At 63.3% G+C, this 15,848-nt stretch carries 13 protein-coding genes and 1 tRNA gene; 7 read left to right on the top strand and 7 right to left on the bottom strand.

Annotation, left to right across the window (positions count from 1 at the left end; genetic code table 11):
• The first annotated feature begins 9 nt into the window (after window positions 1–9).
• The 4 genes from BV071_RS08715 (at window position 10) to BV071_RS32705 (ending at window position 3,706) form a co-directional block, all read left to right on the top strand.
• Window positions 10–537, top strand: a complete 528-nt coding sequence (locus BV071_RS08715; protein ID WP_035605068.1) for a hypothetical protein — start codon at window positions 10–12, stop codon at window positions 535–537.
• Window positions 538–759: 222 nt separating this feature from the next.
• Window positions 760–1,056, top strand: a complete 297-nt coding sequence (locus tag BV071_RS08710) for a hypothetical protein (RefSeq protein ID WP_265594232.1) — start codon at window positions 760–762, stop codon at window positions 1,054–1,056.
• A gap of 786 nt (window positions 1,057–1,842) precedes the next feature.
• Window positions 1,843–2,805, top strand: a complete 963-nt coding sequence (locus BV071_RS08705) for a LysR family transcriptional regulator (protein WP_035605063.1) — start codon at window positions 1,843–1,845, stop codon at window positions 2,803–2,805.
• Window positions 2,786–3,706: a LysR family transcriptional regulator gene (locus BV071_RS32705; RefSeq protein ID WP_052573074.1), complete on the top strand. Its 921-nt coding sequence runs from the start codon at window positions 2,786–2,788 to the stop codon at window positions 3,704–3,706. The genes BV071_RS08705 and BV071_RS32705 overlap by 20 nt, the downstream gene beginning before the upstream one ends.
• 200 nt (window positions 3,707–3,906) lie before the next feature.
• Here BV071_RS32705 and BV071_RS08695 read toward each other — a convergent pair whose 3' ends face one another.
• A complete protein-coding gene (locus BV071_RS08695; RefSeq protein WP_052573073.1) occupies window positions 3,907–6,747 on the bottom strand; it encodes a hypothetical protein in 2,841 nt (946 codons plus the stop codon).
• A 234-nt stretch (window positions 6,748–6,981) separates the two neighbouring features.
• Here BV071_RS08695 and BV071_RS08690 point away from each other — a divergent pair, with 234 nt between their 5' ends.
• Entirely contained in the window at window positions 6,982–7,356 is a 375-nt protein-coding gene (locus BV071_RS08690) for a hypothetical protein (RefSeq protein WP_035605060.1), read from the top strand.
• Window positions 7,357–7,672: 316 nt separating this feature from the next.
• On the opposite strand, the gene BV071_RS08685 is transcribed toward BV071_RS08690, so the two are convergent.
• From BV071_RS08685 to cysE, 4 genes are all read right to left on the bottom strand, one after another.
• The gene (locus BV071_RS08685) at window positions 7,673–8,695 is read right to left on the bottom strand and encodes a hypothetical protein (RefSeq protein WP_265594231.1); all 1,023 of its coding nucleotides are present in this window, start codon (window positions 8,693–8,695) and stop codon (window positions 7,673–7,675) included.
• Window positions 8,696–8,859: 164 nt separating this feature from the next.
• Window positions 8,860–9,339 carry an SRPBCC family protein gene (locus BV071_RS08680; RefSeq protein ID WP_035605339.1) on the bottom strand — a complete coding sequence of 160 codons (480 nt, stop codon included), beginning with the start codon at window positions 9,337–9,339 and terminating at the stop codon, window positions 8,860–8,862.
• A gap of 17 nt (window positions 9,340–9,356) precedes the next feature.
• Entirely contained in the window at window positions 9,357–9,749 is a 393-nt protein-coding gene (locus tag BV071_RS08675) for a metalloregulator ArsR/SmtB family transcription factor (protein WP_035605054.1), read from the bottom strand.
• Window positions 9,750–9,973: 224 nt separating this feature from the next.
• Window positions 9,974–10,864, bottom strand: a complete 891-nt coding sequence (gene cysE, locus BV071_RS08670; RefSeq protein ID WP_081885875.1) for a serine O-acetyltransferase — start codon at window positions 10,862–10,864, stop codon at window positions 9,974–9,976.
• On the opposite strand from cysE, the gene BV071_RS08665 reads away from it, so the two are divergent.
• A complete protein-coding gene (locus BV071_RS08665; protein WP_035605051.1) occupies window positions 10,863–11,276 on the top strand; it encodes an Rrf2 family transcriptional regulator in 414 nt (137 codons plus the stop codon). The two genes, cysE and BV071_RS08665, sit on opposite strands and share 2 nt — an antisense overlap.
• Before the next feature lie 640 nt (window positions 11,277–11,916).
• Window positions 11,917–11,989, top strand: a tRNA-Phe gene (locus BV071_RS08660).
• A gap of 190 nt (window positions 11,990–12,179) precedes the next feature.
• Here the strand turns inward: BV071_RS08660 and BV071_RS08655 are convergent.
• Both BV071_RS08655 and BV071_RS08650 read right to left on the bottom strand, forming a co-directional pair.
• Window positions 12,180–13,574: a DUF1501 domain-containing protein gene (locus BV071_RS08655; protein ID WP_035605047.1), complete on the bottom strand. Its 1,395-nt coding sequence runs from the start codon at window positions 13,572–13,574 to the stop codon at window positions 12,180–12,182.
• Window positions 13,564–15,753 carry a DUF1549 and DUF1553 domain-containing protein gene (locus BV071_RS08650; protein WP_265594229.1) on the bottom strand — a complete coding sequence of 730 codons (2,190 nt, stop codon included), beginning with the start codon at window positions 15,751–15,753 and terminating at the stop codon, window positions 13,564–13,566. Before BV071_RS08650 ends, BV071_RS08655 begins: the two co-directional genes overlap by 11 nt.
• Window positions 15,754–15,848: the final 95 nt, after the last annotated feature.

Raw genomic sequence — 15,848 nt, 5'->3', positions numbered from 1 at the left:
AATGATCGCATGAACGAAGATCCCCACCTGCTGGAAGGCGAAGCCCCGAAAGAGGCGATGGACTATCTCTCGCCGCTATTCGAGACGGCACTTGCCACCGTCATCGCTGATCGTGAGAAAATCCGGTCGCGGGCATGGCAGGCCTTGGGCTTGGCTGGGGCATTGGTGGCATTCTTCAGCAACCTTGCCCTCCAGCATTATAGCGATTGGCCGTTACCGGCACGATGCTTCTGCATCGTCCAAGCCGCCGTGCTACTGATCCTTGCGGCTCGGCTAGCTAAAGCCACTTGGCTACCCAAGAATTACGCCTGCCCAGGCGAGGAACCCCAACACTGGCTCCACAAGGATTTTATCCAGCAAAACGTAGCGGATATAATGCTTGGACATGCCCGGAGAGTGCAACGGGCGCTCGACTTTAACCGGACCTTGTTGGGCGATGACATGAAGGCTCTAGGCTCCTTCGTGAGATGGGCCATCCTATCGCCGATTATTCCTGCTTGCCTCGCGGTTCTGTGCTCGTGGGCAAGCTGGCGTTGAGCGAAACAAGTGGGGGCGTAGCATCGCCCGCGGAATTGCAGCTCATCACGAAACCTTCAGGCACGAGCACAGGCCGCGGTGTGGACGGCATCGGCATCGGGGCGGAGCTTTCCGGAGTTGGGGGGCCTGCATTCTCTGACATGGCGGGATTTTGCACCTACCGCGAACATGCGTCCAGTCCAGTTTCCGGAAACGCCGAGACCCCGTGATAGTCTGGCTTTGATGACTAAGCCAGCCAAGTCAACTGTAGTATCCATGGCCGTGGACCAGAGCACCGCTCCGGACGGTTCCATTGTCCTCAAGCCCCGCTGTGTGGTCGATGATCACGATGTAAAAGTCACCGAGGCCGCCGCCTATTTGCGCCTCGGCAAGGATACCGTCCGGATGCTCTGCGAACTCGGAGAGCCGGAAGGCCTGAAGGCCTACAAGCTTCCCAGCAAACGGGGCAATTCGCCGTGGCGGATCTCCTGGCAAAGCGTGATCACCTTGAAGCAACGCAATAGCCCATCCGGCCATTGAGAAGGGCGGGAAGCCAGCTCTTGCAAGGTCCCGCAACGCCGTTTCCGCCCTCTTTCCGCGCTCAAAGCTGCCGTGCCAATCGTGAGCCCGGCACCTCGCGGGACGGGAAGGCATCGGGCGAAACCTCCATTCCGCGGATTTCGCAGAACGGCACGTCACGCCACCCCAGATCACTAATCCAGATCTTGACCAGGATAGCCCCCGTGCGGGGTGCCTGTGCCCTCCCAACCTACACTTTTGGCGACCGATGCAACTGGTCTTCCTGGCACGCCTCATGTCAGATCCGTTGGATTGACTCGGCCAGACGAAGCCGGTAATCCGCTTTGCAGACCCAGTGCAACGCCGTTTCCGGGCGATTCCCTGGCGGCCCGCGGGAAATGGGCCATTTTTACCAGATCCTTGCGGAAACCGCCTTTTCCCGGGCCATTTTTACCAGAAATGGTTTTCGGCCCTCAACTCCGGAACCCCCTCATTTTCGGGCCTTTTCGGGCCATTTTGGGTTTTTTCGGATTTCTCAGATGCTCCGCCGGGGAACGTGTATTCCGTGGTAGCTTCTTCGGCTGTTCAAATTTCGCGGCCTTTCGCGTTTTTCGCGGTTAAAACCAAACTCCATCCATCCCATCCACTGCTCGGTCCAATTCCTCTTCATTCGTGGTTGAAAGCATAGCAGGGGAGGGGACACGGCATTTTGCAATCTGCTAGACCGGCGGGGTGACGCAGGCGGCAGCACAAATCCCTTTGTCCGGGGTCCCCGGCCTGCTTTGCTGGCGATCAGCCCTCCCCTGAATGAGTTCGCCGGACCAGAAGGCCAAACCGAAGAATGTGGAAGCCACCGCTACTCCCGTGCCGGGAGTGGAATCTCTGCCGGACCTCACCTTCCGCCAGTTGGAAGTCTTCAGCGTGATCTGCCGCGAGCGCTCCTATGCGAATGCCGCGCTGGAACTCCACAGCACCCGAGCCAACATCAAGCGCGTCTGCGACGAATTCGGACAAGCCGTCGGCCGCCCGCTCTTCGAAGAAGGCCCCGACCGTAACCTGGTGCCAACCGCCTTCGCCGCCGGCCTGCTTGCCCAGATCGGGCCGCTCTCTCGCGCGCTGCGCAAGCTCGACGACGGCGTGCGCGGCCTGCACCAGGCCGGTCGCATCCTGCGTTTCGCCGCGGCCGGTGAGTTCTTCCGCGTCGGCCTCTTCACCGATTTCCTGTCCACGCTCCAGCTCACCGATCTCTTCCGCTCCTGCTTCGTGCGGATTGAAGTGAAGCGCTTCCGCACCGCTCTGCTCAATGCCGAGTGCGACGTCTACTTTGGCATCGGTCTAGGTGCCGCCGACCGCCTGGAAGCGGTGGACCTCGGTCCGGTGCCATGGACCATTCTCCATCACCCGGCTCTGCATCTGCCCACGATACCGGCAGACCTTGCTGGCAACGATTGGTGGATCGCCGCCGCCGGAGAGCCGGAGACGGCGACCGTTCTTCTGGAAGCCTTCCGCCAAGCCGGTGCGAAGGGTGGCGCGGTGCTCCCTGAGTCGGAAGCCGCTGCCTACGCGGCCGACCCCGCGAGCCTGCCCTCCGGCACCTGTGTCTTCCTGCCGGAGACCACGGTCGGCATGCGTGGCCGCGACCCTGGCGTCTGGCCCGCCTACCGCCTGACCGCTTGCCTGCGGCGCAATCACCCTTACGCCGAACTCAAGCCGCGTCTGATGACGGCGGCAAACGGCAATGGCAACGGCCATGGACATCGACCTCAATAGCCTGCTTGTCTTCCGTCACCTCGCGGAGACCGGGAGCTTCACCGCCACCGGCAAGCGCTGGGGCATGACCCAGCCCTCAGTGAGTCTCACGATCTCCAAGCTGGAGTCGGCGGTTGGCCTGATTCTCTTCGAGCGCTCGCCCACCGGGGCCAAGCTCACTCCTGCCGGCGTCGCCTTCCTCGAATTGGGCACCGAGGTCAGCGACGCCTATCTCGACTTCATCGATGGCATGCGCCGCCTCGACCGGCGCATGGACAAGCAGGTGCTGGTGGCACTAGATGCCTCGTACTTCGGCCGTGTTTTGCGCAATTCCCTTCTAACAGAGCCTCCCGTCGGGCCGGTCATCCGCTGCTGCGATGCCAACGGCACCTGGCGCGAGTCTCTGGAGTCCACCCGCGTGGATGTCGTTGTCGCCGGGCGCTTCCTCCGCGCCGGACTTTCCCCGAGTCTGCAAGAAGCGGTCATCCGCCGCGAGCGTGGCATCACCGTCGCTTGGAATCCGGACTTCTATCCCTTCGACCCCGAGCACTTCAGCTTCCCGGAAGTCTTGCGCACCACCGTGCTGGTCCCGGACCGCAGTGTCGTCACCGGCTTTAGTTCCTTCCTCCTGCGCTGGTGTGATGAAGCCTATGGCATGCAGCCGGCCAACTCGATTGCCTTTCCCACCGAAGACGAAGCCGCCGCCGCCTGCCGCGCTGGCCTTGGCGTCATGCTCGGCCCCGGTAACGTCATGCCCCGCCTCGGCCCCGAAGCCGATGGTCTCGTCCACGTCCGCACCTTCGAGTTCCTTCTTCCCGAAGCCTTCACCGTCGCCGTCTACTGCCGCAGTGATGAGGAATCCAAGGAGGTGTTAGGCGTGGCCGCCGCGGTGGCGAAGCTGGGGCGGAAGCTGTTTCCGTGAACGGCCAGAATCCGGGAACGGCCAGGGCCAAGGGCCCGTCCGTGAGGGCCCGTCCGCGAGGGCCCGTCCGCGAGGGCCAAAGGCCCGCTCCATATCAGCCCAGGCCGCGAGGCCTGGGAACCGGCCGGCAAAAAAAACAAGGGCGGAAAGCCCGCTCCATCCCGGGTGCGGCGCTGGTTCATCGCGCGTTCCTCCCTACCTCACAACCCCGCCCGCACTACCACCACCCGCATAAACCTCCGTCTCGCCTCGCTCACCCTCACCGTATCCCTTACCTCCACTGTCTTCACCCCCGGCCCGGCGTCATCCCCGGTCACGTAACCCGGCCCACTGAAAGGCGCCCCCTGTGCACTCGTCGCCAAGCTCGTCCATGGCCCCTCGGGACCATCCGCCCCCAGCACATCGATCGTCACATCATTCCGCGCCGGATCACGCTGCACAAAAATCCTCAAGCGCTCGCCATCCGCATAGCCGGCACGGGTGACCGCAGGTGCCACCGAGGGACTCGCCGGTGGCAGCACCAAGCCATACTCCGCCAAGTTCACCAAGCCGTCGCCATCGGCGTCGTCCCCGTCGGCGGCATTCGCATCGCCGATTTCGCTGAGCTTCCACTGCTGGAGCGGAGTGAGCGGGGGATCATCTACCACCGTCGCGATCGCGGATGGCAGCCAGTCGCTGTCGTTGCCGCTCTGCCAGGCATCGAGCCGGATCTCGCCGGCACCGGCACGCGTGAGCGTATTGCCATTCAGCGTGGCCGGACCGTTTAGCGAATAGCTCACCGGCAGGCCACTGCTGGCCGTGGCCGCAAGTGTGACTGGCACACCGATCGCGGCGCTGGGGCCCGGAAGGCTCACCGATTGCGCGCCACGCGCGGGCATGCTGCGGCGTGGCACCGCGCGGCCCATGTCGCCACCGGGGAGCTGGCCGCTGGCATTCGAGCCGAAGCCCCAGAGGCGGCCGCCGCGCAGCGCCAGCGTATGCGTCCAGCCGGTTCCGCCCGGGACCAGGGTCCAGCCGGGGGCGCTGCTGAGCTGCTGGGGGAGATTGAAGTAGTTGCGATTGTTCAAGGTGAGCTGGCCATGGAGGTCGCTGCCCCAGCCCCACAGGGTCCCATCGCGCTTGAGCGCCACGCAGTGGCTCAAGCCCGCGGCGATCGACTGCCAATTGCTGGCGCTACCGACTTGGAAGGGGCTGTAGCGGTACGCGGCGCCCGTCGTGCCGAGTTGGCCGGCACCATTGTGTCCCCAGGTCCACAGGGTGCCGTTAGTCTTCAGGGCGATGCTGTGGAGATCGCCCGCTCCGATCGCACTCCAGTCCGTGGCCGTGCCGACCTGCACCGGGCTGAGCTGCCGCATCGTGGTGAAGCCCGTGCCATCGCCGAGCTGACCGGAATCGTTGAGCCCCCAGGCCCACAGCGTGCCATCGCTCTTCAGCGCCAGCGTGTGCCACTGTCCCGCGGCAACCGCGGTCCAGTTGTTGCCGCTGAGTTGGATCGGGCTCGGGCGAGTGGTCTGCGTGCCGTCGCCAAGCTGGCCGTGGACATTGTTCCCCCACACCCAGAGCGTGCCATCGCTCCGCAACGCGACGCTATGCGTGGGGCCGGCGGCGATGGCCCGCCAAGTAGTCGCGCTGCCGATCTGCACCGGGCTTATGCGGTCGGTCTGGTTCCCATCGCCCAGTGCGCGGTTCGAATTGTCGCCCCAGGCCCAGAGAGTGCCGTTGCTCTTCAGGGCCAGGCTGCGGTTGGAGCTGGCCGTGACGGAAACCCAATCGCTCGAGCTGCCCACTTGCACCGCGCTGCTGCGGTTGGTCAGAGTCCCATCGCCGAGCTGCCCATCGCTATTGGAGCCCCAGGTCCACAGGGTTCCGTCACTTTTCACGGCAAGCGAGTGGGTAAAGCCGGCCGCCGCGGCGATCACGGTCTGATGGCCCAACTCGGCATCCAGCGAGACCGGCTGGCTGCCGGCCGCGAGCTGACCGGAGAAGTTGTAGCCCCAGGACCAGAGCGAGCCATCGCTGCGCATGCCGTGGCTGTGCGCTGTGCCCGCGGCAATCGCTTGCCAGTTCGTGGCAGTGCCGATGGCCACGGGACTGCCGCGGGTGATATAAGTTCCATCTCCCAATTGCCCGTAAGCATTGGAGCCCCAAGCCCAGAGACTGCCGCCGGTCTTCAGTGCCACACAGTGATCTCCCCCGGCGGCGACCGTGAGCCAATCGGTATCGCTGCCGATGTGCCTCGGAACGGGGCTGTTAGTGGTCCCGCCGCCAAGCTGGCCTTTATCGTTGCGTCCCCAGGTCCAGAGACTGCCATCGCTCCGGATGCCGGCGCTGTGGTACCCACCTGCAGCGATCGAGGTCCAGTTCGTGGCACTCCCCCAGACTTTGACCGGGCTCCAGCGATTTGCGCTGCTGTCGTCACCGACCTGGTAGTCTTCATTGCGTCCCCAAGCCCAGGCGCTGCCATCGGACTTCAGGGCCAGGGTGTGGGAATCGCCTGCGGCGATTGCCACCCAGTCATGATCCGTGCCGACGGGGACTGGAGTGTTGGCCTGGGTCTGGCTACCCACCCCGAGCTGCCCATAAAAGTTATACCCCCAAGCCCACAGGCTGCCGTCGCTTTTGATCGCGATGCTGTGCGATTTGCCGGCGGCGACCGCTTGCCATGTGCTACCGCTGCCGATCTGGACCGGGCTGCTGCGGCTGCTCAAGCCGGTATCGCCGCCATCCCCAATCTGACCGTAGTAGTTGCTGCCCCAAGCCCAGAGAGTCCCATCGCTTCTAACCGCGAGCGTATGGTCACCCCCGACTGCCACCCTCTGCCAATGGGTGTCCGTCCCGATCTGGAAAGGGCTGTAGTGGGTCGTGCCGGTGCCATCCGAGCCCCAGGTCCAGAGCGTGCCATCGTTGCCGATCGCGGCGCTGTGATCGGCAGTAGCGCCGCGGGCGATCAGGACAAAGGGCGGAGGGATGGTTTGGGCGAGAGCGGAGGAAAAGGCGACGGGCAAGATCGCGGCAAGGAGGACGAGGAAGCGGGGGGACATGATTTGCTCCGTGGCTGGCTGGAGTTGTAGTCAGCCTGCGGCGCGCGAGTCAATGGGGCGGCGGGTTAGGGACTGTGAAGTTATCGTGAAGATGAAGTTCCGGTGAAGCGCTGCGGGAACTACGGCGTCCGCCGTAGTTCCAAGGCATGGCGACCGGACCGTCCTGATCCGCCGGATCTTTCCCCGTTCCGGCATTGCCCCCGGCCCGCTTCCCGTGCTAGCTTCGGGATCGCCATGACTGTCCACGACAGTACCACCTTGGCAGCCCTGATCGGGGCTTACGAGAAGTCGGTGGTCTTTGAGGAAGCCACTCCGAAGGCCCTGCAGGTGGCGAAGGCTTTGCCTGCCCTGCACTGGTCGAATGGAGGGCTGCTGCTGCTCGGCGTGCGCAAGGATGGCAGCGTCTGCGGCGTGCCGGAAGGGGAGGTGGACGAGATCTTCCACCGCTTCGGCCAGCTTTGCGCAGAACTCACCAAGACCAGCGTGGAGATCGGCTTGCTCCGTTGCGGGGACAAGCGAGTGGTCTTCCTGGTCTTCAATATGATCCCCCGTCACACCGCGCCGCTGGACCGCTATGCCGGCGAGATTGAGCGGGTGGCGGTGGTCTGATAGCCCGCTCGGGGAAAAAAGACCCGTTGTCCGGGCCCTTTCGGGGGCCGTGCCGGGCCTTTTTGGCCCGGGAAAGAGACTGACTCCGCATAATTCCGTAGCCCCGGTGAAGAATTTTTCACTCGGCTGAATTCTATGCTGGTCAAATGCACGCCTCTCTGTTCTAAAACGACGCGAGTTCCTGAACATCAGGGCTCACGAGCTCCTCCCCTCCCACCCAGGGTGTCCCGTCCCTCCCTCAGATGACGGGACACCTTGGGAAACTTTCAAAGGCTCCCAAGGTGTTAGGACGAGTAGTTTTTTGAGGCGTTGTGCCTCAGCTCTCTGTGATCGGTTTCCAGTCGTTGGTGGTCACGGTTTTCACCGCTCCTTGGACGCGGCTCTTCACGCCGCCCTTTGAGCCTTCGATCGCGGTAACCACTGTGTCGAACTCCTCGCGCAGGACCAGCGGGTGGAGGAGCGAGCACCAGACCTTGCCGGATTTGATCGTCAGCTTGCGGTCGGAGACTTCGCCGCTGAGCGAGACTTCGTCCTTGGTCTGCAAGTCACCGGACAGCGAAAAGCGTCCGCAGGGGTGGCCATCGATCGGTTCGCTGACCTCATAGACCAGAGTCACCTTGCCGGTGCTGTGGGGCGCGAAAAGCATTTCCAAGGAATCGCCCTCCAAGACCAGACGATCGCCCGCGGCCCAGCGCCGGGATGCGGAGAACCACTGCTTGCGCGCGGCCAAGCCGTTCTGGGAGAGCGAGGTCTCCAGCACCGGGAGCAGAGCCTTCTCGTGCATCATGGTCTGGAACTCTGGCGGGCCGCTGCGTGGTGGCACCCGCCAGCCGTGCGGGCCGAGTTCGAAATTGATCTTGGGCATGGCGCCGTCGGCTGCGCTCGCGCTGGTATCGTCCTTCGCTTTGGTGCTCTTGCCCTCTTGATCGTCGACGAACTCTCCGGAGCGCTCGATGGCGTAGCTTACCTTCTGGGCGCGGCGCTCGAGCAGGACCACGACTTCAACCTTCGGCGAGGCTGCGACCGACTCAGATCCCAAGGCGGAGGTCATGGTCCGGCGGACATTTTCGAAGACACTGCGGCTGGTCACCCGTGCGTTGACTTGGGAGGGGAAGGGCAGGTCGCGGCGGAAACGCACGCCTTCCGCTGCATTGTCTACCTGCGACGCGAGAGTCGGAGTGACGTTCCCGCCGGGGGCCACGGGGGCACCCGAATCGGTGGCACCACGGAATTTCTCGCGGGCAGCATCCACCGCCAGCTTCGCCTTGTCACAGGAGGCCATGCCGAGGATCCCGGCAAGCAGGACCACGGCGCTGGTGGCGTTTCGTAAACGCGTCATGACTATCAGGTACCATGCAGACGATCTTTTGGCGAGGTTAACTTATTGAAAATTGGCAGCCAGAGGGGCGAAAATCGGCCAATTTGTGAAAAAAGAAGCTCCGATCCCGGGGATTGCGGGGCCGGAGCTTGAAAAATGCGGGATCGTGTCCCTCTCCCGCCCGCTCAGGCGGGGGAGCCGGCCAGGATCTCGGCGAGCTTGTCGTAGCTCTCGGCGGCTCCGTGCTCCATGCCGGAGGCGATGACAATGTCCCGGACCTCGCGGGAGGGGTAGGTGACCGTGGCTACCAATGTGGTCTTGCCGTCCACTTCCGTGAAGACCGCGGAGACGGTGGACTCACCGGGGTAGTCATCGAAGGATTCGCGGTGGACTGAGCGCTCGGGAGGGGCGAGTTCGACGTAGGTGCCGCGCATGCCCATGCGGTGGCCTTCCGGGCCAACGAGGATGAAGCGGAAGCCGCCGCCGACGCGGTGATCGACTTCGCAGGTTTCCAAGTGCCAGCCGTGCGGGCCGAACCAGCGCTTGAGGAGCTCTGGCTTGGAGAAGGCGTCGTAGACCAGCTCGCGCGGGGCATCGAAGACGCGGGTCATGACGACGTCGCAGTCGCCGGCGGTTTCGACCTTGAGGGTTCCGGTGTTTTTCATGTTCATGGCGGTTGTTGTTAGGCTTGGCGTTTCGATTTTGGGTTCGGCTTTTTCTCGGGTGATGGTTCGGCGGCCGTCTTCATCTCGGCCAGCAGGGAGTCGAGCTTCTCGAAGCTCTCCTCCCAGAATTGGCGGTAGCCTTCGAGCCAGCCGCTGGCTTTCTCCAGCGGCTTGCCCTCGATGCGGCAGAGATGCTCGCGGCCGACCACGCGGCGGCGCACCACCTTGGCGCGCTCCAGCACGCGCACGTGCTTGGAGGCGGCGGGGAAGGACATGCGCAGTGGCTTGGCCAGCTCGCTGAGGTTGCGCTCACCGCCGGCCAGGTGGCGCAGCATCTCGCGCCGCGCCGGATGGGCCAGCGCGTGGAAGACCTTGTCCAAGGTGGGTGCGCGGTCTCGTTCTTTAACCATTTGGTTTAGCTTTTCCGCGCGGTGGAAAATGTCAAACCATTTGGTTTAGTATTGGCCGGGAAGTTCCGATGGAGGAGCTGATTCTCCTGCTGCGACACGCCCGCTTCCGCAACGCCGATGGCGTTGGTGATTCTCCTCGGGAAACCTAGGTGGCCTCCTGTGTCGGCAACCCCGGGCTTTGTTCCGATGTCCCGTTGGGACAGAGAAGGGGAGCTTCGCTCCTGCTAGATGCTGTAGTGCAGCACGGCCTCCTCGGCATGGCCGCGGCAGCCGAGGCGCTGGTCCATTTCGAGGGCGGGGGCGTCTTCGCGGCTGACGCCGACGATGACGGCGGGGACGCCGGCGACGGTGGTGTGCGGGCGGACGTCGGTGAGGACGACGCTGCCGGCGCCGACCTTGGCGCCTTCACCGATTTCGACGCGGCCGAGGATCTTGGCACCCGCGCCTAACAGCACGCCGGAGCGCACGATCGGGTGGCGGTCGCCGGTTTCCTTGCCAGTGCCGCCGAGGGTGACCTCGTGGAGGATCGAGACGTTGTCCTCGATGATCGCGGTTTCGCCGACGACGAAGCTGGTGGCGTGGTCGAGGAGGATGCCGCAGCCGATGCGGGCGGCGGGGTGGATGTCCACGGCGAAGACCTCGCTGGCGAGGCTCTGGAAGTAGAGGGCAAGCTCCTGCCGCCCGTGGGTCCAGAGATGGTGGGACACGCGGTAGGTGGAGATCGCCATGAAGCCCTTGAAGAAGAGCAGGGGATGGAGTGGCGAGTCGCAGGCCGGGTCGCGCTCAACGATGGCGCGCAGGTCGCGGGCGGCGGAAGCGACCAGATGCTCGTCACCGCGCAAAATGCCCGCCAGCAGGGGGGCGAGCTCCTCGCGGGTCATGTCCTCGCGGGCCAATTTGCGCGCCAGACGCACGGCCAGAGAGGCTCCCAGGCAAGGCTGGCGTAGGACGACGTCCTCCAGAAGAGGCCGCAATCCGGGCTCCCGTTTGGCCACGGCGTGGGCCTCATCGACGATCCAACGCCAGACTCCGGCGGAGTCATTGGCGGTCGACTGACAGAGGCGGACTTTCTTCGCGCTTCCTCCGACCTCGACGCTATGCTGGTTTGCCTCCATGCGAATTTCCCAAAAGCTCGACTACGCTTGCCGGGCGATGGCCCAATTGGCGAAGCGGTTCGACGGGCGAACGATTACACGGCTCGACGAGCTCGCGCAACGTGAAGCCGTGTCCGCGAACTTCTTAGTCCAGATTCTCAATGATTTACGCCGCGCGGGACTGGTGGAAAGCCGGCGCGGGAAAAGCGGCGGGTACCTACTGGCGCGCAAGCCGGACAGTATCAACCTGCGGGAGATCGTGGAGGCGGTGGAGCCGACCCTTCTGTCATTTTCGACCCGGACGGAGGGCGACAGCGGGATTTCGGTGCGGGCGGCGTGGGAAAAAGTCGCCCTAGAGCTGAAGGCGCACCTGGAGCGGGTGAACTTGCAGCAGCTCGCGGACAAGTCGGAGGCGCCAATGTTTTATATTTGAAGGCAGATGCCGCGTTCCCGAATGCCGAATGAAGTGTGGGGAGAAGATTGAACCACAGATGGCGAGTATGGGGGCCGAGATGGAAGGTAGAGTTTGTTAGTGTTCAGGAAAGGCAGGTGGGAGGCGCCACGAATCCGGCGAATCCGACGAATGGTGGGAGGGAGCGCCGAGACGCTCAAATGGCGGAGTTTTCCGGAGATGCCCGGTGGGGAGATGTGACGGAGATATTGATTCAATTCACATTGTTTTCATCATTCCGCGATCATTGCTTCATGCGGTGGGGTTGAAGTGTCCTTGCCGATGAGCCCAAGCCCGGCGTGCCTGCGGTCCCTGCAAGCCGCAGGCGATCCGGGAAGGGGAATGCATCCGGCGGTGCAGTTTGGTTTTATCAGGAAATTTACTAGGTGTTTGGTGGAGTTCGACTGAGGGAGTGACACGCCAACAAGGAGCGCCGCGGTGGCCCCGCGGCGCTCCATTTCGTTTCGGCCCGAGGGGGTGGGACAGGTGGCTTTTTGGGCTGCTTCGAGGGGCAGGAAGGGGATTCCCGGATTGTTGGCAAAATCGGTTCACTTTTCGGTTGTCAAAACCCGGACCCCCCGCCTAAATCCCGCCCCGCTTCGGCGGGACCCAAAAAGTCAAAGGCTCGGTAGCTCAGTCGGTAGAGCAGCGGATTGAAAATCCGCGTGTCGGCGGTTCGATTCCGTCCCGAGCCACTTTCACTCCCTCTTCGAGTAATAGGAGGGTGTCTAACAGGACAAAGCGGCGGTGCGGCTTTATCTCGATTTCCGACCAGAGTTCGGAACCCCGGCATGGTTCGTCCTGATCAATCCCGTCCACGCCCAAGGACATTCCGATGGCGCTACGGGACCAGCTTGGGTAGGCGCTTCATGGGGTGCCCGGAGGCTAGCTGATGATCTCCTTGATCGGTCCGCCGTTTTCGACCAGACGCGAGACGGTTCCGAGGGAAGGGATTTCCATCTTGGTATGATCGATGCCGAGCTGCCGGAGAATGGTGGCGTGAAGGTCGCTGTAATAGTGGGGGCTTTCCACGGCCTTGTAGCCAACCTCGTCGGTTGCGCCGTGGACGATGCCGCCCTTGATCCCTCCACCGGCGAGCCAGCAACTGTAGCCTTTCGGGTTGTGATCACGGCCCGTGGTGTTCTGCGACCAAGGCGTGCGGCCGAATTCGCTGGTCCAGACGACCATCGTTTCATCGAGCATGCCACGCAGTTTGAGGTCGCGGATGAGGCCGGCGATCGGCTTGTCCGTGGCCCGGCAGAGCGGCTCGTGGGTCTTCATGTCGCCGTGGGCATCCCAACCGCCATTGCCACCACCGGAGTTGCAAATCTGGATGAAACGGACACCGCGCTCCGCAAGGCGGCGGGCTAGCAAAAGCTGTTTGCCGAATTCGGCGGTCTCCGGCCGATCGATGCCATACAGCTCTTTGACGTGGTCGGGCTCGCGCGAAAAATCCACGGCCTCCGGGGCGGACAGCTGCATGCTGGCGGCGAGTTTGTAAGCCTTGGCGCGGGCCTGGATGTCAGAATTGACCGCATAGCGTTGGCGGAATTCCTGGTTCATCTCATGGAGCACCTGTGCCTGCCGTTCGCGTTCGGCACTGGAGCTGCCCTTGGGCGGATGCAGGTTCGGGATCGGGATCTCACCGGCTTGGAAGGGCGTCGCCGCGACCGATGCGCCGAGGTAGCCGCCGGTCAGCTGGACTGGTGAAGACGGACGGCCGATATTGACGAAGGTCGGTAGGTTCCGGTTCACGGAGCCCAGGGCGTAGGAAATCCAACTGCCAAAGGTGGGGTGATCGAAGGCGCGACCACGGTGGCCGGTGCAGGTTTCGATCACCGCGGGGAAGTGGTTGCTCTCGTGGCACCACATCGAACGCACGACCGCGATGTCATCGATGACCCCGCCGACGTGCGGAAACCAATCGGAAACCGGGATGCCGGACTTGCCATAACGGGTGAAGCTCCGCAGGCATGGGATGACGGGCCGCCTCATGGAGGCCTGGTTGTCGCCGAAGCCGACGGCATCGATGAGCTTGCCGGCATGATCATTGCCTTTGGGGTCAAAGGTATCGATGTGGCTGACACCCCCGCACATGAACAGGAAGATGACTGACTTTGCCTTCGGCTCAAAATGAGGGCCCAGAATGGCGTCCTTGATTTCGCCCTCCTGTGCCCACAGTCCTCCCAGTGCGGTGCCGAGAAAGCCGCCTCCCGCCTGGAAGAGGAAGTTCCGGCGCGAAATGCGGCCGCAGGGGAAGAGTTCTGAATTACCGGACATAGGTGAACTCATCGAGGTTGAAGATGAGCCAGGAGAGCTGCTTGAGGCGCTCGGGGTTGTTCTCCAGGTAGGCGGCGGCGCGAGCGCTTTCCGCGGGGCTCGGAGGCCGGGCAATGGTCAAGCGGTAAGCCAGATCGATTGCCTGATTCATATCGCCGCCAGACTCGCTCTTCAAGCGCTCGGCAAGCTCCGTGGTCGCGGCTTCAATCTCCGGGCTGTTCATGAGGAAGAGCGATTGCGGCGCGGTGACCGTCTGGGTTCGGACCGGGCAGGGGACGCGACCGTCGTCCACATCGAAGGACTGGAGGAAAGCGGGCGTCACGTCGCGGCTCGGCGAATAGCCGCGGATCATGTAGGCGGCACGCCGTTTGGTGGAAGCACCTGCTTTGGCGGTATCGTCGCCGCCGCGGCGTCCCTGTGCGCCAGCGCCCGGGTCGAAGGAGCGGCCACCGACTTGCAGATCAAGGCTGCCTGCCGCCGCGTGGATGGAATCCCAGATCGGCTCTGCTTCCAGACGCTGCAGCCTGAAGTGCCAGAGCCAGGTATCATCCGGATCGATGTGCTGGCTCGCCATGGATTCCGGCGGCACTTCCGAACTCATCCGATAGGCCTGGGAGGTCACCATCAGCCGGTTCATCTGCTTCATGCTGTAGCCCTGCCTCACGAATTCCGAAGCGAGCCAATCTAACAATGCGGGATGCGAAGGCCCCTCGGATTGCAAACCGAAGTCGCTCGGAGTCCTCTGCAGCCCCAAGCCGAAATGCCATTGCCAGAGGCGGTTGACCGCCACGCGGGCGAAGAACGGGTTGGAGGGATCCGTCAGCCAATCCGCGAATGCCTCGATCCGGCCATCGCGAAAGTCATATTCACTGCCCGCGAATGGCCAGCCCGGCTTGACCTCATTCTGAAGTTCGGGCCGGGTCGGATCGCCGCTAGTGAGGACGTAGCTTTTCAACTGCTCGCGGCTACGGTCCACATCCACCGTGTTGAAAGCTGCAAGCTCCGGAGTGCTGCTACCCCGCCCTGCCTCCTCAACCCGCTTCTTCAAATCGCGATAGGCGCCGATCACTTCGGCAGTCATCGCCGCTTCGATCTTGTCATTGTCGATGCGCAGGATCGGGAAGTAGTCATCGGCGATCTTTTGCTCCTGCACGGTCCGCTCTTTCTCTGACTTCCGGATGACCGCCTGCACTTCGGGCGGGAGCATCTGGATCCGTTCCTCGCGGAGTTTTGTTTTGTAGGGATCCAGGAAAGCGGCGAGTTCCTTCTCGAATGGGGCGCGCTTCTTCTGCGTCTCCGCCATCGCCTTTCCGGCAGCAACCAGATCCTGCGCACTAGCGAGGTTCACCTTCTTGACCACCAGCGGATCAAACAAGGCCTTCATCGAATAGTAATCGACCTGCGAGACGGGATCGAACTTGTGATCGTGGCACTTCGCGCAACCGACGGTCAGCCCCAGGAAGGCAGTTGAGACCGTATCCACCGCATTGATCGCGAGGTCCTGAGGATCTCCACCGGCACCCCGCGCCAGGAATCCCAACGCGAAGATATCGCCCGGCCGCGGTTCCTTGCGCGAGCGGAAGCCTGTGTCGGACATCTGGGTCCTTTCGCTGACGCGGCGTCCCGTCAATTGAAGCTGCACGAACTGATCGTAGGGGAGATCGTCGCGGAGCGCGTTGATGACCCAGTCCCGCCACAGGTAGATGCCGGACCCCGGCCCCAGCTTCTCGTCGCTATCCGCATAGCGCAGGACATCCAGCCAGTGTCGCGCGTACCGCACCCCGTGCTGGTCGCTGGCCAAAAGCCGGTCCACCACCCGTTGGTAGGCATCCGGGGAAGTGTCCGCGAGGAAAGCCTCCTGATCCGCAGGCGATGGCGGCAGCCCGGTCAGATCCAGATGGACGCGGCGCAGCAGGGTGAGCTTATCCGCGGGAGCGACCGCCTTGAGGCCCTTGGCGGCACGCTCGACTTCGAGAAAGCGATCGATCGGATTGGCTACGTCGGCATCACCTTCCGGGACAGCCGGATGGCCTACCGGCACCAGCGACCACATGGGTTCCTTGGAGATGACGGCGTGAGGCCAAGCCGCGATCGCGACCGCGCTGGCCACTGCCAAGGCCGTGCGGCCTGGTCTCGCGTGGGACCTCGTCAATTTTACCTCTGGGAACTTCTTCGGCATCAGGAGTCAGGTTCCTCTTAACGAAGGCAATGAAATCATACTTTCGGCCGCTTTGGATACTACCCCTTGGATAGTCACCCAATCTGTCATTCGGT

Origin of the sequence: Haloferula sp. BvORR071 (genome assembly GCF_000739615.1) — a bacterium.
In the GTDB taxonomy this organism is placed as follows: Bacteria; Verrucomicrobiota; Verrucomicrobiia; order Verrucomicrobiales; family Akkermansiaceae; genus Haloferula.
The sequence above is the reverse complement of the archived record's forward strand: the minus strand, read 5'-3'. Positions and strand labels throughout refer to the sequence as shown.